The sequence below is a fragment of the Acaryochloris sp. 'Moss Beach' genome, assembly GCF_021497025.1.
In the GTDB taxonomy this organism is placed as follows: Bacteria; Cyanobacteriota; Cyanobacteriia; order Thermosynechococcales; family Thermosynechococcaceae; genus Acaryochloris; species Acaryochloris marina_A.
On the sequence record NZ_CP071717.1, the window covers coordinates 3,256,370 to 3,277,016 of the forward strand.

Genomic DNA, 20,647 nt, shown 5'->3' on the forward strand with positions numbered 1-20,647 from the left:
TGAAGCACTTACGGCGTAGGTGTTTTGCGTGAGTCTTTACGACTACTTTGCCAAGTTGCAAATAAGAGGCATGCTAGGCCTATATTGATCGAAATATCTGCAATGTTGAACACAGGGAACTGAATGAGGCGGAAGTCTAAAAAGTCAATCACCTCACCCAAAAAGATTCGATCAATCCCGTTCCCCGCAGCTCCACCTAGTAAAAAACCGTAACCTGCTTGTTCCCATTGGGGTAAGCGAGGTCCAAATAAGCCCAGTCCAATTAATCCAAGACAAACAAGTAACGATAGCCAAGGTAAAAGCGGACTATCTTTGAACAGGCTAAAAGCTGCCCCATCATTGGTCACGTAAGTGAAATGAAACACGTTCTGAATCAGAGGCCATGACTCAGGCGGCCTACGTAGTTCGAAGTTCTGAGTGACCCAAAACTTAGTGAGCTGATCAGCCCCCACACTCAACAGGGCAGATACCCAAAACAACCATTTTTTCCAGCGCATAGGTCAATAGAACAAGATTCGTCGAAGCAGAAATGCGATCAGAGCAGAGGCACACATTACAATCAACTGCCCAGGAAATGGCAAAATCGAAAACTGCCAGATCGAGGCCCCCCAACTAAAAGAGGACAACTGTAACAGGGATAAGCCAGTCAGATAAATAATTCCAAATAAGTGAATCGTTAGCAGTCCACACAGACAACTCAGTAATAAGGTCTCGATGCGACTCTTTTTGCTGCGAAAGGCTAAATATCCACACATCCATGCCCCTGGCAAAAAGCCGAGTAGATAGCCGAAAGTAGGTTCTTGTATATAACCTAGGCCACCTCCTTGAGAGAAAACTTGAACACCACTCAGCCCCAAGACTAAATAGGCAATTTGGGAGAGTGCTCCTGCATTTTTACCCCCTAAACACCCTACTAATAAGACAGCCCCTATTTGTAATGTTGCGCCTAAGGAATAAAGATCGATCTGATTCCAATCAATGGGCCATGTCGACGGGACAGGAACTGCAACCTCGATGAAAACTCCATTGATGGTTAACAAGAGTCCGATAATTGCCCATAGAAGTTCATCAAAAGTGGTCAGCACGGGATTGGAACGCAATAGAGAGTATTTGGAATCGTAGTTCACAGATGCAATGCGATCATCCATTAGAAACAGAGTAGGGGAGTGGTGGACAATCTAGTACAAATTTTTGTCGCTAAGCAATTATGCGTAAGGAAGACCACCACGCTTTCTTTATATTCTGAATCGCTAGGAATTCAATGTCAGTGACTCTCTTTCGCTCAATTTTCAAAAGCTGAGATGATCACAATAGGGCTATTCTATATCGATTTATAAACCCTAAAACCCTGGAAATTTTTGGATGAGATGGCTTTGTTTATCTCATGGCTAATGGATTGAATCTTGCTCTCTTTCGCAATCTTTCAATATATATCCACTGGCTTTATTCTGCCTTAACCACTGGCGTTGTAAGCCCAACGTTTTGGAGTATTGGATGCTGATAGACAAGCACCTAGCATCTCTAGACCTACGTATGGGTTGGCATTATAGAACTTTTATTGGATGAAAGACTTGCCAGTGTTAGGATGTAAGAAAACGATACTTCATAATTAAGCCACTAAGTATATCTGCTCTGCAGTCAAATTAACATTACTTAGCGGGCGAGGTCTGATAGTATTTTGTATTAAGTTTGATAATAAAGTTACGGTGGCACCGATAACAGAGGAGGAGATAGCTTAACAATGCAAACTTATGGTCAAAGCGACATTGAATATAAATGGTGGGCTGGTAACTCACGCTATACAGACTATAGTGCTCAGTTTTTAGCAGCTCACATCGGTCAAATTGCCTCCATGTGCTTTTTTGCCGGTTCTTTTACATTATTTGAATTATCTAGATACAACCCTGATATTCCTGTTTACGCTCAAAACTTCGTTTGCTTACCTCAACTAGCCCGTGAAGGGTTTGGGGTTGGCGAAGGTGGCGTCATTCTTGATACTTATCCTGCTTTCGCAGTTGGAATGATCCACTTAGTTGCTGCAGCAATTTTTGCCTCTGGTGCTTTGTTTCACATTTTGACAGGCCCCAAGAGCTTTTCTGATAGTGACTCCAATGCCGGTCAACGCTTCCACTTCGAATGGGACGATTTTGAAACTCAAGGACGAATCCTGGGTCACCACCTAATCTTTTTAGGCTTAGCCACTTTCCTCTTTGCAGGATGGGCCATGACTCATGGTGTCTATGATCCCAACGTTGGCGAAGTTAGAGCCATTTCTCCGACTCTAAACGTCGTCAGATTCTTCAAGTATGGTTGGGCTACACCTGGCTTTAACCCTTACTTTGTTGACAATCTTGAAGATGTAATTGGTGGTCACTTGTTTGTGGGTTCACTGTACACCTTTGGTGGCATTTTCCACATTCTTGTTAAGCCTTGGCCTTATACCGATCGTATCTACATCAAGAATGCAGAAGCCTTACTAGCTTATGCGCTAGGTGGTTTAGCTTTTGCTGGCTTCAACGCCGCTTACTTCTGCTCTGTCAATGATGTTGTTTTCCCAGTTGAGTTCTTTGGTCCTGTTCTGCAACCCAATCTAGGTTTCTTGCCTAACTTCGCTGACACCTTAGATGTTGCTGCTAGTGGACATACCACTCGATTCTGGATTTCTAACTTCCATTATTTCTGGGCTTTCTACTGCTTACAAGGACACCTATTCCATTGTTTGCGGTCTTCAGGCTTTGACTTCCGTGTTTTGACTCGATTCTTTACAACTACCCCGATCGAAATCGAGGCTGAAGTGTAAGACGACATTCACTTTAATCAAAAGTTTGAAAGCGCTCAAATTTTATGTAGCGTTTTTGAACTTTTGATGGAGCGGGAGTTTTGCATCGTTATATTTAGCGGTGTATATACTTCTTCTTCCATTAAGAAGCATTCGAATACATTAATATGTCTAGCTCAACCTAATCACTAAGCGTTGAGTCCTTCACATAAAAAATTTTGTCGTTACCGACAGTTCTTTTGTCAGCTAACCGAAATAAAAGAGGAAAACAGTTGTGACAGCATCTGTACGAGGAAGAAGAGGCGGTAAGGTAGCCGCCGTCCAGAACGAATTACCGACATCCGTATTAAGCAACTTTGAGAACCAATGGTGGGCCGGCAACGTCCGGATGACCGACCTGTCAGGGATGCTTTTGGGAGCCCATCAATGCCACGCAGCCTTGATGAGTGTTGTCCCAGGCGCCTTCATCGTTCAAGAAGTCGCCCGCTATCAGCCCGGCATTCCCCTATCAGAGCAGAGCATGGTATTCATGCCCCACCTCGCCGCCCTTGGGGTTGGCGTGGGTGCCGGTGGAGAGATCGTCGACACCTACCCCTTCTTCGTAATTGGGGTCCTGCACTTTTTCATCGCCGCCGTATGTTGTGCAGCCGGTTTGTATCACACCTTCCGAGGAGAAGCTCGTCTGAGTGACTGTCCCGAAGGCAGTACCTCCGCTGGCTTCCACTACGAGTGGGAAGACTTTGAGAGCACCTCCTACATTCTGGGTTATCACCTACTCTTCATCGGAGTTGCGTGCTTAATCTTCGCCGGCAACGCCGCCTACGGCACCGGAATGTATGACATCAACACTGAAACCGTTCATCAAATTAGCCCAAACCTGAATCCTGCTCGCCTGATTGGCTATCTGTTCGGATTCACCCCCAACGGCTGGAGCGGAGCCGGCATGGCCGCAGTCGACAACATGGAAGACGTCATTGGTGGACACTTCCTCGTTGGCGCTCTAGACGTAGCCGGTGCAATTTTCCACATCGTCTATCGTCAAGCTACCCCCATCTTCAACAAGCGTCCCGTCTTCTCACCCGCAAATGGTGGTTGGACCACCTCCGAAGGAATCCTCAATGGCGAGGTCATTCTTTCCTGGAGCGTCGCTGCAGTTGGATTCATGGGCATTAGCTCCTCCATCTTCATCAAATATTGTGATGTAGCCTACCCCCCCATCTTTCATGGAGTAGACCGTGGAGGCGCAGCCGCCCTTCAACTCATTCTTGGACTTCTTTGGATGGTTGGCGGTGGCCTTTGGCATGGCCTGCGTGGAGAGAAACTACACGCCCTTACCAAATAAAGCCCCCTGATAGTTTCTGGTTAACCTAAACTAGAGACCCTTAAATCAGTTATCAAGGGCAAGCAGGACATCCTGCTTGCCCTTTTGCATGAAAAGGTAAAAACCGTGCAGAAGTGGCAACAAAGCCCCATAAAATAGAACTCGATAGAAAATAACGATATAGGTCATCTTTATCCCGTGAAATTATTCGTTTACCATACCCCCGAAGAGATTCCCAATAATCGTCTACCCGGCTGTGCCGTTGTTATCGACGTATTGAGAGCCAGCAGCACCATCGCTGCAGCAATTAATGCCGGAGCATCCGCCGTCCAAGTTTTTAGTGATATTGAACCATTATTAGAAGCCAGCGAAACAGTAGAGGAAGACAAGCGAATTCGGGCAGGTGAACGAGGCGGTCGAAAAGTCAAATCCTGTGAATTTGGGAACTCCCCCTTAGCCTTTACCCCTGAGAATACCGAAGGCCGTCGATTATTTTTAAGTACAACAAATGGGACCCGCTGTTCCGAAAGCGTGCGGAACGCCTCCAAAGTCCTGATGGCCTCCTTGACCAACCGCCAGGCCGTCGTTAACTATCTCGCCACCAAGCGTCCCGGGACTGTTTGGCTAGTAGCTTCCGGTTGGGAAGGCAGTTATTCTCTCGAAGATACCGTATGTGCCGGTGCGATTATTGACGGCATCTTAGCCGTAGGCAAAACCCCCCTCAGTAAACTAGCGGGAAATGACGAAGCCATTGCCGCCGTCTCATTATTTCGGCAGTGGAAAGACCAGCTACCCGAATTATTAGCCAGTGCCAGTCATGGTCAGCGTCTATTAAAGATGCGGGGTAAAGCCGATGTCGCTTATTGCTCCCAGTTAGACGTATTGGATACCTTGCCGATTCAAAAAGGCCTGGGCATATTTGTTCAGCGTAAAGCAGGTGTTGTTGAAAAGACCTGTGAATTCTTAGGTCGCTTAGTGGGTCGTAAGCCCGTCAACGTGCCAGCAGTCGCCAATCCAGAAATAGAAGCTCCAGCGCCTGAGGCCAAAGAAGAAGAGCAGAAGCCATCTAAATCGAAGAAAGCAGCTTCCAAAGTAGACGAGAAAGACGGGAAGCCCAAAGCAGACGTCAAATCCAAGGGCAAAGATAAGCCAGCCTCTAAAGTCGAGACGAAGCCCAAATCGAAGGGGCCTGCAGCGAAATCTCTAACAGATGGGGCACCCAAGGTAGCTGCAAAACCTAAGGCGAAAGCGGAAGTGAAGTCTAAGACAGAGACTAAGCCTAAGGCAGAAGCTAAGCCTAAGGCAGAAGCTAAGCCTAAGGCCAAGACAGAAGAGAAGCCCAAAGCAGAGACTAAATCTACACCCATGGCAGCCGCTCCTAAGGCCAAGACAGAGGCTAAAGATACTACTGCTCCCGCTCCTAAAGTTGCGTCCTCATCAGTATCAACGGCACCGAAAGTAGCTACGAAGGATGAGAGCGAGAAGTCGACTTCTGTGGCTAAGGTAGAGCCGAAGAGTAGTGCGGATAAGCCGCAGGAGCAGTCTTCATCTGCACCCCAAGCTGATGCACCAGCAGCAAAGTCTGAGCCGAAGGTAGAGAAGGCAGCACCTAAAGCAGCAGAGAAAGTGTCAGATGCAGGTAAACCCAAGGTTGATACCAAAGAAATAGCAGAGAAGGGGGAAGCACTGCTTAAGGATGTGAAGGGGCTATGGGGCAAAATGACGAAGACTAAGCCTGGGTATGAGCGTGTCCCCAACAAAAAAGAAAAGTAAATTACCAGCTAAGAGTGTGGTTTACTAGGTCAATCCTGGCATAGTCAAAACTTTGTCTAATGCCTGATAGATGATTTCTGGGCCTGCATCCGGACGACACCCTTGCTCAGTCAATAGCCGCTTCCAAGCTCGGCTACCAGGTTGACCTGAAAACAATTGCAGCATATGGCGGGTAATGGAGTGGGGTTTCAATAACCCTTTCGTCTTCCATTCCTCTAGGTAGTTCATCATGGCTTGTGCAACTTTTAGCCTAGAAGGAGCAGCAATCTTTTCGTGGTAAAAGTCGCTATCAACCGTAGTAAAGAGGTAGGGATTATCATAGGCAGCTCGACCAATCATGACTGCGTCTACTTTGGGTAATTGATTTTGCACCTGAACTAACTGGGTAAACCCGCCGTTGATTTCAATCCAGAGATGGGAAAGTTCTTGTTTTAATCGATAAACATCTTCGTAGCGTAAAGGTGGAATATCTCGGTTTTCCTTGGGACTTAAGCCTTGCAGCCAGGCTTTACGGGCATGAACACTGAAAATTTGACAGCCTGATGCAGTCACAGTCTGGACAAAGTGGACCATATCTTCATAGCGATCGCATTCATCAATACCAATTCGATGCTTTACGGATACGGGTAGGTGGGTGGCCTGCATCATGGCTTCCAGGCAGGCTGCAACCTTCTCGGGCTGGGCCATCAAACAAGCTCCAAAATGGCCATTTTGGACTCGGCTACTGGGACAGCCTACGTTTAAATTGATTTCGTCATATCCCCAGTCTGTTGCAATACGTGCACATTCAGCTAAATCTTGGGGGTTATCTCCGCCCACTTGCAAGACCAAGGGTTTTTCAATGGGAGAAAAATCGAGTAAATGATGGCGATCGCCATTTAAAATCGCGGCACTCGTCACCATCTCTGTATAAAGTAAGGTCCGTTGGGTGATTTGCCGCATAAAGTAGCGAAAATGCCGATCGGTGCGGTCCATCATGGGCGCTACACTGACGGGATAGTGACGTTCAGAAGGGGATAAGAAGGCCATATTGATCCGTATTAGGGGGCTTTGTTGTCAGCCATACCCTCCAATATTTGCATCGTGCCATCGGGCTTGAGGATCAGCTCAACTTGGAGTGATTGGGACGGCTTTAGGGGAGCAATAAATGGCTGGTTCACCCTAGGTAAAGGAACTTTGTCTAAATATTGAGTGGCGATGTTGTCTAAGGGGGTCACTTGTTTGAGAGAGCCATTGGTATTCAAGGTGAGCTGATATCGCAAGGGCTGCGTTAGGCCTGAGGGAACTTGCCAACGCTGCTTGAAATATTGGCGAATATTTTGGGCAGGAACCGATGTAGGGGGAATGTATGCAGCTTCAGCATTTGTGGGAGCTTGCCGACCTAAGCGATTGAGGGCACGATCCGGTGCTCGACGGTTGCCATTGAGATTGTCAGCTTGATGTAAATCTGATCCTGCGGCGATTGTATCAGCGGTGCTTGCGGGTTCTGGTTCGGCTGCAGGGGCTGGTGCTGAAGCAGGAGGAGGAACAGAGAGTTTGGCCTGAGGCCGCACAGATTTTGAATCGGCTGGGGAGACCGCTACTGATTCTCGTAACCGTTTATTCGTCTTTTGATCGCCTAAGACTTCTTGCTGGGGCGGTGGAGACTGATTAGGTAACTGCTTTTTTTGGGTAGATATGGGTGGTGGATTGAGTGCTTTGGGTTTTGCAGGGGTAGGTGGAGAAAAGGGCCTTGGTCGAGGTGCACTGGCGATGATAGAAGGCGAAGGTTGTGGTCGTTGTGCTGGACTTTCAAGGTTACTTGGGTCTACACCTGTAGAAGGGGAGGTCTCCGGTAAAGGAATGCTAGACGGTGGTGACGGAACAATAGGTGGGGGTTGGGATGTTTCCGTCGTGCTGTCCTTGGGAATAGCGGCAATCCCCTCAGCTTTATCCGCAGATTTTGTGGGGCTATTGTCGTCTGGTTTGTCTGATGCAGTCACCCAATCTCGTTTGGATTCGGGCTGCTGCTGGGTCAGTTGTAAAGTCGCAGTAGAGACTCCCAACATTAAAACGATAACGGCTGCACTGCTTGCCCATACGGGTATGGCAGGTCGTTGACTAGGTGCTGAGGCAGGGAGGACTTCTAATTCGGCTGTACAGTCATCTAAGGCAGAGACTAAATCAAACAGTTGTGAGGCTTTCAGGGAAATCGTTTGATGGTTCGCATTGGTTGCAAGTGGTCCTAGAACCAGATCGTGGGTGACCAAGCTGCGAGGATATAAAGATAGTTGCGAGGCAGTGTTGGATTGAGTCTCTGCCTCTGGCTCTGGTCCAGCAATATGGGCAGGAGATGTGGCTAAGGACTGTCCAAGCCTATTCTGGACATAATGAGTCACGGTTTCCGAGAGGAGTTGTAGCTGTTCATGGTTGCCCCTAACTTCTAAGGGCTCATGATTTTGTCCAGAGAGCCCTCGAAAACTCAGCAAGAAATTGACAGATTTCAAGATCGGCCGTTTTGCCCACCGAGACAGGGGTGAGGTTTGAGCCGTAATTTCTAAGCTGCAACTTTGAGGGTGATATTGCCGAGAGATAGAAGGCATCGCTTTGCGTAAACACGGGTGGCCAATCTGGGTTGATTGATAGAAAGCAACTGCAGAGTTTATCCTTCTACATGATTTGCCCGATCGAGAAGGGCCATCCACAATCGCCGTGGACCTTGGTTGTTGCTATAGAATAACAAATCTATTAGTAACTTTAAGGCCAGATCTGTCAGGGCACCCATGGATAAGGTGTCCTCCGTCATCCGGTCTTGATAGGTGTTGGTGAAGTTATCTAAGTAATCTCCCAATAAAGCGACTTGATGAAAGGGTTGCTCCGTTTCTGCAACAGACTCTAATAATTCTACGGCTTCTCGGATTAAGCTTTGATGTTGGTGGGCGAGGTGACAGCTGATCATTACGAGGGACCGGGCTTCTTCTATATCCAGTTTTTTGCGTCCACCTGTGCCTCGGCGAAGCGGATTCGATTGTCTTAGGCGCCACAGGGATACGCGATCGCTGACGACATCCTGGAGATTGAGATCGGCAGCAGCTTGAAGAACTGCTTCAGAACCAATGCCTACTAACGCTTCTAGGGCTAGCAGTACCAGATCCAACTGGGCTTTAATATTGTCAAGTTGCGACCGATTGGGTTGGGCAGTTTCTGTGAGGGGGAAAGAGACAAGCTTGCCCTGATCTGATGCTGGGTTGTGAAGGGAAATGTCCATGTCTAACACAGGGCCTAAACCAGCTTAGGCAGGAGAGATGAGTCCTGTTTCTTGGAGGAACTGTTGGGCCACTGCTCGGGGTTCTTGGCGGTTGCCACTGACCTCATAGTTTAGACGGCGCATGGTTTCGTCCGTTAACTTGGGGGCGAGGGCGTTGAGGGTACCTTTGACTTTAGCATAGGCTTTTAAGACTGGTTGCCGAACGACAGGTGCCACTTGATAAGGGGGAAACAAATCTCGATCATCTTTTAAAACCACTAAGCCTAGGGCGTCAATCTCTCCATCGGTGCCAAAACCAACGGCAATGTCTGCCTGACCAGACTGCAATGTCTGATAGCGTAAGCCTGGATCTGTGGCGATATAGTCTTTGAGTTTGAAGGCTCCGTAAGTGGCTTGGAGTCCTGGTAGTCCGTCTGCCCGAGCTTCAAATTCCGGTGGGCCAATCATTCGCAGCTTCTTCGCCTGCTTGGCAAAGTCAGAAATGGTTTCTAGTTGATACTTTTTTGCGGTTGCGGCGGTCACCACCAAAGCCTGAGTGTTGTTCATCGGAGCCGGATTGAGCCACACTAAGTTGAAGTCTTTTTCATAGGCTTTAGCAACTGTATCAAAAACCTGTTTGGGGTTGGTGTTACTGGGTTCTTTTAAGATGGTCAATAAGGCTGTGCCCGTATACTCCGGATAGAGGTCAATATCGCCCTTGATCAATCCTGCTTGGGCAATGGGGGCACCCCCTAAGTTGAATTTCCGTTCTACTGCTAAGTCCTGGTCCTCCAGCAGTTGGGCATAGAGTTCACCTAAAATGAACTGCTCTGTAAAGTCTTTAGACCCCACCCGAATGACATTATCGGTGGCTTGGTCGCCACTGCCGACCTGGCAAGCCACGATAGTGAAGCCAGTGAGGAATGCGATCGCAACTAAGGATACGAACCGTCCCCAAGGTGTCTGAGAAAATTTAGCCAACTGCGAGATTACCCTTTACCTTCAACCAACATGTGTTGCTATTATTCCACCTTCCGAGACCGAGGCAAGATCAAGGCTGGGATCGATTGATAGTGAAGACTGAAGTCAATTAATTTCCTTTGCGGCGGATGAGCTCGTCATCCAGTTGATTCTTGAGGGACTTATTCTTACGGACTTCTTCTGTAATGGCATTGAAGTCTGTCAAAGATAGACCATGGCTACGGATAATTTCTGCAGATTCGTTGAAAAAGCGATCGCAAATATTGTTGACCGGTGCCACTAAATCAGATTGCTTACAAATGTTTTTGGGCAGAGCCCCGCCCATGAGTTGTTGCACTTGTTGGTAAGATTGCAACCGCAGAGGTTCCATTTGTAAAATAGCCTCTGCATATTTCCCTAATAGCTTCTCGTATTTGGGCTGACTTTGGGCGGCCGCATTAGATGACCATGTGAAGGTCGATAGATTCCCTGAGAGACCGGGTGCCAAACCACTCAACCAACTGCAAGATGCTAAAAGCAACACCCACCCCAAACGGGTGTTGATAAGAGGTTTGAACATGTATGTTTGCCGTGTAAATGTTGACATGAACCCTAATAATCCCAACAAACTTGGAGTAGTATCGGTATAACTATCTTGAATCATTTTTTCTGGGGAAGTTCCAGCGTTCGTTGAATTACGGATCGATAGAAGTAATCTCAAAGGTTCCGATTCCTCTGACCCTGACGGTCTTCAGGCACAACTGGAGTCGATTGGCAAATTTGACTCATTTTCACGACGGTTGTGATTAAAGTTGAGCGGGTTTCTTCACCTTGCTTTAGGGCAACTTCCAAATCTAGGAGACAGGATAGAGAGTGACGAAGTTGCTGACATGTCACGGTTTGGACGGCTTGCTTGAGAAAATAGATTCGTTTGGGATTACCGACTTCAGCGGATCGAGCAATGATCCGTTCATCCTGCTCTCCTGAGACCACCATCAGTTTGACCCATAACCAAGTCCGAAATTGCCGTGTCAGGGTCGCTACAATTTTCAAACCTGGTTCATTCAGATTTAGGAGCTCAGCCACTAATCCCAATGCCTGATCTGTTTGTCCTTGGCGAATGGTTTCAGCTAACTGCAAACTGTTCTGAGTGGTGGAAGAGACCAAATGCTGAACGATCTCTAAACCGATCCGTTTATTTTGGGCAGACGAGGATAATGAATACAGCTTTAATTTCTCTAGCTCTCCGTAGAGACGACGGGTATCATTGCCTACTGCCTCGGCGAGTTGTTCTCCAGCAGCTTGGGTTAACGGCACATCCAAATCATGGACTGCCCGTTTGACCATTTGCAAAATCTGAGCCGTTTTCCAAGGAGGAATCAGGGCAAACTCAGTGACTTGAGCCTGTTTTTGTAATAATTTCGTCAACTTGCTGCGACCGTCGGGTTTAGTGGTTTGAGTCAATAGCAAGTGGGAGGTGGGGGGGGAGTGCGGGGAGCGTGCGTTCAAATTCGGGGAGTAGATCGGCTGTTGCTCCCACTAAAGGATTGGTTAACCAGACAAGGCGTTGTCCGAAACCAAACGGTGGCGTCATGGCTTGGTTCAGACCTTGAATCACCGATGCTGTGCCATCGGATCCAGAAGAAACATCTATTTTATCCAGGTTGAAACTTTGCCAATCGGGATCTAAGACCGCTTGATGCAGGTCTTGAACCGCTTTGGACAAGCGATAAGTATCTTCTCCCCAAAATAAATAAACTGGCATAGCAATGTGGTGTGACTACCAACATTATGAATAGTGTGGAGGGACAAAGCGATCCTGTCTATGGGTTAGGATGCCCTTTTCTGGGGTGCAGGCAGGCATATGGGGCAGCGGCTGACTGGAGTATCCCTAACAATCTTTGCAGATGGACGAGTGAAGAATGGCGGAGGAATGGCAGTAGAGTAAGGTGTTGGTCTTTGATGTCGTTGTGACATGACGCTTATCCTTCATCCGATTTTGCAGCAGAGCTTTGCCACAATCGATCGGGAAATTGGCCCCCATAATTTTTCTGATGAGCAATATGCTGTCTTGCGCCGTGTCATTCACAGTACAGCGGATTTTGAGTTTCGAGAGCTGTTGCGGTTTAGCCCCGATGTGGTTGCAGTTGCCACCGCGGCATTAGCCTCCGGCACCCCCATTGTCACCGATGTGAATATGGTTTCCATTGGGATTCAAACGGTCGTTCAACAAACCTTTCAAAATCCGATTGTCACTGCAGTAGATGCCTGCCAATCTCCTCCTTTGGGACAAACTCGGACAGAAACTGGCATGCTTCAATGTCTGCAAGCTCATCCCCAGGCTATTTATGTGATTGGCAATGCGCCAACAGCCTTATTGGCCCTCTGCCAACAGCTTGCTACCGCATCGGAACTGCCACCTCTGATTATTGGTGTACCGGTGGGTTTTATTGGTGTGATTGAAGCCAAATCAACATTAGCTCAGTCTGGGATTCCCCATATTCGGACGGAAGGTCGAAAAGGGGGATCGCCTGTTGCCGCGGCAATTACGAATGCACTGTTAACCCTGGCATGGCAACAAAGGAATACCCTCTGATGACTCCCATTCACGTTATTGGGATTGGGCTGGCTGGTGGACAAGGGTTGCAACCCCATTTGCATACTTTGATTGATCAAGCCACTGTTCTAGTCGGCAGTGAACGACATCTCCACTACTTTCCGTTGCACCCCGGGAAACGCATTGCTCTTACTCACTTTGCTCAAGGGTTGGAGGCCATTCAACAGCATTTAGATCAGGCTCTAAACCCACTTGTGGTGGTGCTAACGTCTGGAGATCCGCTCTTTTTTGGGTTTGGCCGTCTGTTGCTGCAAACCTTTGCGGCTGATTTATTGTGTTTTCATCCTTACCTCAGTTCTGTCCAAATTGCCTTCAACCGCCTCAAGGTGCCGTGGCAAGATGCTGAAGTGATTAGTGTGCATGGGCGTTCCCTGGCTCCGCTGGTCACAGCCTGGCAAAAGGGAGTGAGTAAAATTGCGGTGTTGACGGATCATAATAATACGCCTGCTGCGATCGCAAAATTATTCCTGGGTTTAAACCTACCCATCCACTACGAATTTTGGGTGTGTGAAAATCTAGAAGGTGCAGACGAATGCATTCAAAAATTTGAACCCCAGAACCTGATCAATCTACAATTCTCAGCCCTAAATGTGGTCGTTTTACTACGCCATAACCGAGAAAAGCAGGATATATCTGATCTAGCCTCTTTACCCATCCTTGGACTGCCGGATCAGGCTTTTTATAGCTTTGTCGATCGACCTGGGTTAATGACCAAGCGAGAAATTCGAGTTCTGGCATTGGCGGAATTACAGCTGCAAGAACATCAAATAATTTGGGATATTGGATCGGGCACAGGCTCAGTTGCGATAGAAGCCGCTCGAATGGTTCCAAGCTCCCAAGTTTATGCCGTTGAAAAAACAGCTTTAGGAACCCAGCTTATCCACCAAAATTGTCAACATTTTCAGGTGAACAATGTTCATATCGTTTTGGGTGAAGCACCCGCTGTATTAAATAATTTGCCTGACCCTCACCGAATATTTATTGGAGGAAGTGGAGGGCATCTTCAGGAGATCTTGAATTACTGCCAAACGAGACTTGACCCATCAGGTGTGATCGTTTTAAGTTTGGCGACCTTAGAAAATTTTTATACTGCTAGCAAGTGGTTTGATACGTCTCATTGGGTAGTAGAACATCTGCAAATTCAGCTATCACGTTCTGTCCCTATTGCATCAATGACTCGATTAACCCCATTAAACCCAGTCATGTTGATCAGAGCCAGCAGAAACCCTAACTAGAGGTTAGATAGAGCTCCTGTTAAATAACGCATTTATGAGCAATGCATGAGACTCTGAATTAATCTGCTGTTTATGCCAAATTTTAGGTAAAAGAGAACAGAAGCAAACCCTAAGACTTAGTAGCGGGCCTTATATGTCTTCATCTTCATCGACTTGAATAAGATGAATATGCTTATATCCCAACTTAATTGAAAACTCATCGCCTGGTTTTAATCCCATTGCTTGAGTATAGGTAGAGCCAATTACAATTTGGCCATTCTTATGCACACTGACCCGATATGTCGGTTCCCGTCCACGCCCATCTTTGGAGCCATCAGGATTGAGATCAATCCCTCTTGCTTCAATAACGGCATTGAGAAATTCGCCGAGATTAACGCGGGTTTGCTTATTCTTTGTAATCGAATAATATCCGCATCGTTTAGCCTTTTCACGGCGAGACAAGTGCTGAAGTTCTTTAACTTTTTGCAAGAGTGCTTTGCCAGTCAAAGGCGTCGTTTCGGTATCGGTTGCCATCTACAAAAATATCCTTGCAATCAACGTGTAGAGAAACAGAAGCGTTTCTGCTTGGGGGTAGATCTTTAAAGCTGGATGATAAATTCCAACAACTAGACCTTATTTTAAACTATTGCAATTGTAGCAAAAAGAAAACGAATTGCTTTCTAAATATTATTCTAACGGTTTCTTTTTAATTAGCAACTAATTTTTTATCGATGAAAGATAGGTCGATGATATATCGTCTTCCATCTAGAGAGGAAAGATTTTGCTGCTCTTATTTAGCAAAAGGTTTTGCCAAACCTAATTTTTTAGGTTAGAGAAAGTCGGTGTCTCTCTAAGACATACTAAACTTCTTCGAACTTGTACAAAGGTAGAACAATAATATGGAGACTTCCATAGAGATTATTTACCTGTGATACATTGATCGTAATAATAATATGCCTGTAGGGATGTCCGTATACCTTTACTAAAGGCAATCTTTCTTTAGACTTTTCAGAAAACTCGACAAATATAACAGAAAAATTGATAATCACTCAAAGTTCTTAGGCATGAAATCATGCAAGTTCTGTTCAAAATAACTCGTCAACAGCGACAAGGTGAAGTCAAAGTCCAGACCTATCAGTTAGACGTAGACCCGAGTACCACCATTCTGGACTGTTTGAATTTGATTAAATGGCAGCAGGATGGGTCTCTTGCTTTTCGAAAAAACTGTCGAAATACCATTTGTGGTAGCTGCAGTATGCGGATTAATCATCGGGCGGCATTGGCTTGTCAACAGAATGTGAAAGCAGAATTAGCCCATTCTCATTCAGTCGCAAGTGAACAGAATCCAGCGGACTCAGACCTTGAGAATTCAGATTCAATTCCTGTGATTGAAATTGCTCCCATGGGGAATATGCCAGTCATTAAAGACTTAGTCGTAGACATGGATCAGTTTTGGCAAAATCTGGAACAGGTTGAACCTTATGTAAGTTCTGCGAGCCGACAAGTGCCGGAACGGGAGTTTCTCCAGTCTCCAGAAGATCGCAGCAAACTCGATCAAATGGGTAATTGTATTTTATGTGGAGCCTGTTATTCCGACTGTAATGCGCTTCCAGATAATGCTTCTTTTGTGGGGCCCCATGCTTTGGCGAAAGCCCATCGATTGTTAGCTGATACTCGTGATCAAGCGACGGAGCAGCGCCTGGAACAATATAATCAGGATATCCAAGGGGTCTGGGGCTGTACCCGTTGTTTCAATTGCAATACGGTTTGCCCTATGGGAGTTGCCCCCCTTGATCAGATTAGTAAAATCAAATCTCAGGTGCTGGCTAACCCGACGCTTCCTGATAGTCGTCCCCTTCGCCATCGGCGTGTCTTAGTGGATTTAGTCCAAGAAGGGGGCTGGATCGATGAGCGGAAATTTGGGCTAAAAGTGGTGGGCAATAACTTTAAGGATCTTCCAGGTCTTTTCAGCCTTATACCTTTAGCTGGACAGATGCTCCGGCGTCAAAAACTGCCGATTAAGTTTGATGCTTCAACCGGGACGGCTGAAGTGAGAGGGCTGATTGATGCGGTTAAGAAGCGGCAATCTAAGGTAGCTCAGTCTCAGAATGATTCAGCCGATCGCAATGAGTCGGAACAGAAGTTTGGAAAATAAAGCAGATTGCCAAGGTATCCGCGGTGCGATCGCAAGAAAATTCCGTTAAGATCCTGAAGTCCTTTTCTGCTTTGTTTATGAGTTCTTCAAACGTCCCGGAGCCGGATCAAACCCCCTCAACAGAGCTAGAGACCGCCCCTGAACCTGGGTTTGGGTGGACAGGTTATGCAGAGCGGATTAATGGCCGCTTTGCCATGGTGGGGTTTATGGCTCTACTTTTACTAGAACTAATTACCCGCCAAGACTTCTTTACTTGGGTGGGATTGCGGTAATCAAAAGAGGCGCCTTAAAGCGCCTCTTTTAACTCTAGATAAGGTAGCCTATCGAGTTATTCGATTAGGCTGCAGCAAAATTCTGGGCGGCAAAGTCCCAGTTGACCAAGCTAGATAGAAAGGTATCAATATAGCCAGGACGGCTGTTTTGGAAATCTAGATAATAGGCATGTTCCCAAACATCCATGGTGAGCAAAGGGGTTTGCCCATGGACCAAAGGATTCTCAGCATTGGGGGTTTTGGTGATTTTTAGCTTGCCATTTTCTAGGACGAGCCAAGCCCAACCGCTGCCAAACTGAGTTCCACCAGCTTCCTTAAAAGCAGCCTTAAAGTTATCGTAGTTGCCAAAATCGGTATTAATTTGGGCCGCTAATGCGCCACCGGGCAAACCACCGCCGCCGGGCTTCATGGAGTTCCAATAAAAGCTGTGATTCCAAGCTTGGGCCGCATTGTTAAAAAGGCCAGCTTTGGCAGAATCCTTGTAGGCAGACTGGATGACTTCCTCAATGGACATATCATCCATCGGAGTATCCTTGGTCATGCCATTACACTTGGTCACATAAGCTGCATGGTGTTTGTCATGGTGAAATTCTAGGGTTCGGGCAGAAATATGGGGTTCTAAAGCGCTGTAATCGTAGGGCAGATCAGGTAGTTGGTAAACCATGCAGTTCATCCTCTCTTGAAAATATGTTCAGTGGGCCTTTTCATGACCATGGCGATCATGAAACGACCCTAATGCGGTTTGGCTATACGGTTGTAACAGCTGTATAGCCTGTGTTCTCTCAAAGATCGCCAAATTATCCTATCACTCATCCCCAGTCTTCTCGGTCTATCTTGAGGTGGAGATAGGAGGTGTGGCCGTATCGCAGCTAGAAAATGTTTACTGGTTACGGATGCTTGATCTAACCATAGGTCTTAACTCAAGCGTGTTTCAATGTCTGAAATGTCCTGAGATGCTAAGCCACTTTCTTGAACGAGGTGTTCTTATTGCCCCAGAGGAAAGGTTGCTGGCGGACTTGGTCAATGAGTCGGCGGATGGTGAAGTTACTCAAGACCGTGAAGGGACCCACCATGATTAAAGACTTGACCTCAGCTCTGGAAATTTTGATATTCCCACCTGATTTGAGCATTGCGGTTGACCCGGTGATATCCCGCAGGGTTGCATAGGCAAACACCAGGGGCAAGATGCAGAATAGTCGAATAGGGATGGCAGACCGGGGGATCTCCATCAAATATTGGGCTGCTTTATCCAAGTCGGACCAAGCCAGTTCTACCAAAGATTTGATGGCTGCATGATTCTGGGTCAGAAACTCAGGATCCAACAGTTTTGCATGACTGCTGCCATGGGCCTCTAAAGCATCTTGGGGGACATAGATGGAATTTTCATGTTCGGCATCCCAAGCAATATCCTTGAGAATATTGACGGTTTGTAGCCCTTCACCAAAGGCTGCACAGGTCTGCCGCAGGGTATGGTAAGTGGCAAAATCGACGCTGGGAGAATGCTCAAACCATAAATCCGTGAGCAGATAGCCGACGGTACCCGCGACGTAGTAGCAATATTCTTGATATTCTTCCAGGGTTTTAATCCGGATGCCTTGGGCATGCAGTTTGACGAACTTTTGCATCCCCTGCACCATTTCTGTAATCCAATGTTGTAGGGTCTGTTGTGATTTGGCGGGTAAGCTGCGAAACAGTGCAAAAACAAGGTGGGTATTTTCGACGAGATGTAGATGGGCCGCTTCCCCTTCGAGGGTTCCGACCGCTTGGGGAAAAACATCTGCCCGGGCTGGATCATCGAAGCAGACTAAAAATTTGTCCAAGAGTCTGATTTTGGATTCTATGGTGGCGATGGGATCATCTTCGATGGTGTCAGCAATTCTAGCCAGTAGGTAGCCACAGAGGACGGCACGTCCTAAGTTGCCGGGTAAAAACCGAATACTTAAGGCAAAGGTGCGAGAGACTTGTGGCAAGATCTCTTGGCAAAAGCGTTCAACTTGCCGATGATCGGTGGGAGACTCCAGGGCCATTTGTACCATAATCGTTCACTCCTGCTTTAAACCAAAACTCAAAATGCAAATCACACCACGGCCACAGAGGTCTTTAGGGACAGAACCACTCATCGCCTAATGAGTATGTATACCTGTCTCCGAGTGAACATAGCATACGGACCTCTCAAATTACAGAAGTAGTGTGAGAGTTTTATATCTGTCCTTTTAATTGTGAACGGCTGAAAGCATGGCCTGTTCAGGCTTTTTTTATTCCATCGCTGGAGACTAATTCTCATGCCATCTCAGATTGATCTTGTGTTTGTGCCCCAAGGAGCAGAGTATCGGTCGGTCTGTAAGGGGTTAAAAGCTGCAGGGGTTAACTCTACAACTGTTGTGCCCATTCCCGTGGGTCCCCAGGGGGTAACCCAGTTTCTCCAGCAATGGCTCCAGAAGTCTCTTGGGACGACCTCTCCTAATGCTCTCTTAATGGGCTTAGGCGGAAGTTTGACCCATCAGCTTTCAGTGGGTGATGTGACTACCTGCCAGACTTGTATTGACGGTACCCAGGCGATGGACGTTCCAATGACTTGTGATCCACAGATTTTCCTGAGTCTATCCCAACGGTTCTCGGGGACCGTGATACCGGTCACGGGAGTGAGTTGCGATCGCATCATTAATACCACCGCCGAAAAACGACAGCTAGCCCAGACTCATCAAGCGGATGTCGTGGATATGGAGGGGTTTGCGTTGTTGTCGGGTTTAAAGTCTACGCAGATTGCTCTGGGCATTGTGCGGGTGATCAGCGATGATATCCACCATGATTTACCGGATTTGAATGGAGCGATTAGCCCGGAAGGGCACCTGCAAACGTTTCCCTTAGCGATGGGAATGCTGCGCCAGCCCTTGCCCGCCCTGCGTCTGATTCGAGGATCTCTCAAAGGGCTTAAACAATTGGAGAAAGTTACAACTGAGATTTTTAAGCCCTGAATGCTGGATTGAGGCTTAGAGAGCAGCCAGCACCGGATCGTGGATGCTGCCATTGCTGACGACGACCCCTTGGTTATTTACCAGTTTTGCCCCTAAGGAGAAATCGAGGGACTTACCGGCGATATCCGTCACTCGACCGCCTGATTCTTCCACTAAAATCACCCCTGCAGCGTGATCCCAGATTTTCTCGCGATAGTCAGGAGTTTTCGGAGAGGGCAGTCGCAAATAGAGGGCTGCTTCCCCAGCGGCAACCGCCATATATTTGGCTTGACTATCCATGCGTAAGGAGTCTTGGGTGATACCTGCAGCTTTAGCAACGGCGGCTTGGCGAGACTGATCGCCATGACCGGATTCCACGCTTTCCACAAAGCGGAGATTGTCAGATTGCTCCGCAGAGACTACTTGGATCGATTGAGGGGTGCCACCTGCTAAAGGAGATAGGGTTGCACCTGCTCCGCGCACGGCAACGCCCATTAATCCGGTTTGACCCTCTGTAAAAGAGAGAGCCGGACAGCCCAAAACGCCCACTTTAATTTCGCCATCTTCGATTAAGGCTAATGCGATCGCATATTGGTCTCCCCGCAAAAAACCTTTGGTGCCGTCAATGGGGTCCAAGGTCCAGTAACGTGAGGCGACTTGACCATTGCCATGGTCAATCCAGTCTGTCACTTGTTCGGCAGTGGCATCGGGGACAATGGCCTGAACATATTGGGTGACCTGGGCCAAGCGCTCGGCCATCTCAGGGGTCCGCAATTCTGCAGCATCCTCTTCACCCACCACGGCATCTTGGGGGAAGGCAGTGGAGAGGGCCCGACAAATGAGCGCTTGAGCGCCAAAGTCAGCCACGGTTACCGGGCTTTTATCTTTCTTCTCAATGGCTTCTGGGACAATTTCGCGCCGAACTTGTTCGCAAAGTTGGGCTGCCGCTTGTACAGCTTGGATAGCGATTTGTTTCTCAGATTCGTAGGGCATAATCACGTAGCGTCAACAGGGCAATGTCTACCATAGCTGATTCGAAAGGGTGAAACCAGTCAATCTGAAGACAGAGGTTCGGCCCAGGTGGAGACGCTTTTCAATAAGGGGGGAATGTCGTAAAAGTCCGGTGGAAACTCTAATTGGGTTTCTCGCAATCCGAGGTAGCCAGATTCTTGAAACGCTAATAAGACCCGCTGCAGGGCTAGCCAGACTTCTGCTTCATATTCCCAATCTCCATGCCGTGGGGCATGGCCGGCAATTGCTCGCATCGCCCAAAAATAGCTGTTGCGAACTACGGACCCACCTTTCTTAAACTTGGGTAGGTCCTCGTTGTGGAGGATGATCAGATCTTGGTCGAGCCGTGCTCGCATGTTGAATCT

Annotated in this window: 20 protein-coding genes and 1 pseudogene; 8 read left to right on the forward strand and 13 right to left on the reverse strand. The window is 47.5% G+C overall.

The window, feature by feature from the left end; genetic code table 11:
• Nucleotides 1-8 precede the first annotated feature (8 nt).
• Together lspA and HRE53_RS15335 are read right to left on the reverse strand one after the other, a co-directional pair.
• Complete coding sequence (gene lspA / locus HRE53_RS15330; RefSeq protein ID WP_212664197.1) at nucleotides 9-497, reverse strand: signal peptidase II; 489 nt, start codon at nucleotides 495-497, stop codon at nucleotides 9-11.
• A 3-nt stretch (nucleotides 498-500) separates the two neighbouring features.
• Complete coding sequence (locus HRE53_RS15335) at nucleotides 501-1,148, reverse strand: biotin transporter BioY (protein WP_235107077.1); 648 nt, start codon at nucleotides 1,146-1,148, stop codon at nucleotides 501-503.
• Between the two features lie 593 nt (nucleotides 1,149-1,741).
• On the opposite strand from HRE53_RS15335, the gene HRE53_RS15340 reads away from it, so the two are divergent.
• From HRE53_RS15340 to HRE53_RS34905, 3 genes are all read left to right on the forward strand, one after another.
• The gene (locus HRE53_RS15340; protein ID WP_212664198.1) at nucleotides 1,742-2,800 is read left to right on the forward strand and encodes a chlorophyll a/b binding light-harvesting protein; all 1,059 of its coding nucleotides are present in this window, start codon (nucleotides 1,742-1,744) and stop codon (nucleotides 2,798-2,800) included.
• Between the two features lie 253 nt (nucleotides 2,801-3,053).
• Nucleotides 3,054-4,121: a high light inducible protein gene (locus HRE53_RS15345; RefSeq protein WP_212664199.1), complete on the forward strand. Its 1,068-nt coding sequence runs from the start codon at nucleotides 3,054-3,056 to the stop codon at nucleotides 4,119-4,121.
• Between the two features lie 177 nt (nucleotides 4,122-4,298).
• Nucleotides 4,299-5,873: a 2-phosphosulfolactate phosphatase family protein gene (locus tag HRE53_RS34905; RefSeq protein ID WP_315875741.1), complete on the forward strand. Its 1,575-nt coding sequence runs from the start codon at nucleotides 4,299-4,301 to the stop codon at nucleotides 5,871-5,873.
• Between the two features lie 24 nt (nucleotides 5,874-5,897).
• On the opposite strand, the gene dusA is transcribed toward HRE53_RS34905, so the two are convergent.
• The 6 genes and pseudogenes from dusA to holA form a co-directional block, all read right to left on the reverse strand.
• Nucleotides 5,898-6,902, reverse strand: a complete 1,005-nt coding sequence (gene dusA / locus HRE53_RS15355) for a tRNA dihydrouridine(20/20a) synthase DusA (protein ID WP_235107078.1) — start codon at nucleotides 6,900-6,902, stop codon at nucleotides 5,898-5,900.
• An 11-nt stretch (nucleotides 6,903-6,913) separates the two neighbouring features.
• Complete coding sequence (locus tag HRE53_RS15360) at nucleotides 6,914-8,455, reverse strand: DUF4335 domain-containing protein (RefSeq protein ID WP_235107079.1); 1,542 nt, start codon at nucleotides 8,453-8,455, stop codon at nucleotides 6,914-6,916.
• A gap of 59 nt (nucleotides 8,456-8,514) precedes the next feature.
• Complete coding sequence (locus HRE53_RS15365) at nucleotides 8,515-9,120, reverse strand: DUF3038 domain-containing protein (RefSeq protein ID WP_235107080.1); 606 nt, start codon at nucleotides 9,118-9,120, stop codon at nucleotides 8,515-8,517.
• 24 nt (nucleotides 9,121-9,144) lie between these two features.
• Nucleotides 9,145-10,080: a glycine betaine ABC transporter substrate-binding protein gene (locus HRE53_RS15370; RefSeq protein WP_212664204.1), complete on the reverse strand. Its 936-nt coding sequence runs from the start codon at nucleotides 10,078-10,080 to the stop codon at nucleotides 9,145-9,147.
• A gap of 109 nt (nucleotides 10,081-10,189) precedes the next feature.
• A complete protein-coding gene (locus HRE53_RS15375) occupies nucleotides 10,190-10,639 on the reverse strand; it encodes a DUF4168 domain-containing protein (protein ID WP_235107081.1) in 450 nt (149 codons plus the stop codon).
• A gap of 137 nt (nucleotides 10,640-10,776) precedes the next feature.
• Nucleotides 10,777-11,824, reverse strand: a pseudogene (gene holA, locus HRE53_RS15380) (DNA polymerase III subunit delta).
• 210 nt (nucleotides 11,825-12,034) lie between these two features.
• Here holA and HRE53_RS15390 point away from each other — a divergent pair.
• Nucleotides 12,035-12,655: a cobalt-precorrin-8X methylmutase gene (locus tag HRE53_RS15390; RefSeq protein WP_235107084.1), complete on the forward strand. Its 621-nt coding sequence runs from the start codon at nucleotides 12,035-12,037 to the stop codon at nucleotides 12,653-12,655.
• Nucleotides 12,655-13,911 (forward strand): precorrin-6y C5,15-methyltransferase (decarboxylating) subunit CbiE, encoded by a 1,257-nt coding sequence (cbiE, locus tag HRE53_RS15395; protein ID WP_235107085.1) that lies wholly within the window; start codon nucleotides 12,655-12,657, stop codon nucleotides 13,909-13,911. Before HRE53_RS15390 ends, cbiE begins: the two co-directional genes overlap by 1 nt.
• 129 nt (nucleotides 13,912-14,040) lie before the next feature.
• Here the strand turns inward: cbiE and HRE53_RS15400 are convergent, their stop codons facing one another.
• On the reverse strand, nucleotides 14,041-14,424 hold the full coding sequence (locus HRE53_RS15400) for an AbrB family transcriptional regulator (RefSeq protein WP_212664209.1): 384 nt from the start codon (nucleotides 14,422-14,424) through the stop codon (nucleotides 14,041-14,043).
• A 538-nt stretch (nucleotides 14,425-14,962) separates the two neighbouring features.
• Between HRE53_RS15400 and HRE53_RS15405 the strand changes: the two genes are divergently transcribed.
• Together HRE53_RS15405 and HRE53_RS15410 are read left to right on the forward strand one after the other, a co-directional pair.
• Nucleotides 14,963-16,045 (forward strand): succinate dehydrogenase/fumarate reductase iron-sulfur subunit, encoded by a 1,083-nt coding sequence (locus HRE53_RS15405; protein ID WP_235107086.1) that lies wholly within the window; start codon nucleotides 14,963-14,965, stop codon nucleotides 16,043-16,045.
• 77 nt (nucleotides 16,046-16,122) lie between these two features.
• The gene (locus HRE53_RS15410; protein ID WP_235107087.1) at nucleotides 16,123-16,317 is read left to right on the forward strand and encodes a chlorophyll a/b-binding protein; all 195 of its coding nucleotides are present in this window, start codon (nucleotides 16,123-16,125) and stop codon (nucleotides 16,315-16,317) included.
• A 64-nt stretch (nucleotides 16,318-16,381) separates the two neighbouring features.
• Here HRE53_RS15410 and HRE53_RS15415 read toward each other — a convergent pair whose 3' ends face one another.
• Together HRE53_RS15415 and HRE53_RS15420 are read right to left on the reverse strand one after the other, a co-directional pair.
• Nucleotides 16,382-16,981 (reverse strand): superoxide dismutase, encoded by a 600-nt coding sequence (locus tag HRE53_RS15415; protein WP_235107088.1) that lies wholly within the window; start codon nucleotides 16,979-16,981, stop codon nucleotides 16,382-16,384.
• Nucleotides 16,982-17,273: 292 nt separating this feature from the next.
• On the reverse strand, nucleotides 17,274-18,353 hold the full coding sequence (locus tag HRE53_RS15420) for a phytoene/squalene synthase family protein (protein ID WP_212664213.1): 1,080 nt from the start codon (nucleotides 18,351-18,353) through the stop codon (nucleotides 17,274-17,276).
• A gap of 246 nt (nucleotides 18,354-18,599) precedes the next feature.
• Between HRE53_RS15420 and HRE53_RS15425 the strand changes: the two genes are divergently transcribed.
• Entirely contained in the window at nucleotides 18,600-19,292 is a 693-nt protein-coding gene (locus tag HRE53_RS15425) for a hypothetical protein (RefSeq protein ID WP_235107089.1), read from the forward strand.
• A 15-nt stretch (nucleotides 19,293-19,307) separates the two neighbouring features.
• Here the strand turns inward: HRE53_RS15425 and HRE53_RS15430 are convergent, their stop codons facing one another.
• On the reverse strand, nucleotides 19,308-20,264 hold the full coding sequence (locus tag HRE53_RS15430; protein WP_235107090.1) for a 3'(2'),5'-bisphosphate nucleotidase: 957 nt from the start codon (nucleotides 20,262-20,264) through the stop codon (nucleotides 19,308-19,310).
• A 59-nt stretch (nucleotides 20,265-20,323) separates the two neighbouring features.
• Nucleotides 20,324-20,638, reverse strand: a complete 315-nt coding sequence (locus tag HRE53_RS15435; protein WP_235107091.1) for a hypothetical protein — start codon at nucleotides 20,636-20,638, stop codon at nucleotides 20,324-20,326.
• Nucleotides 20,639-20,647: the final 9 nt, after the last annotated feature.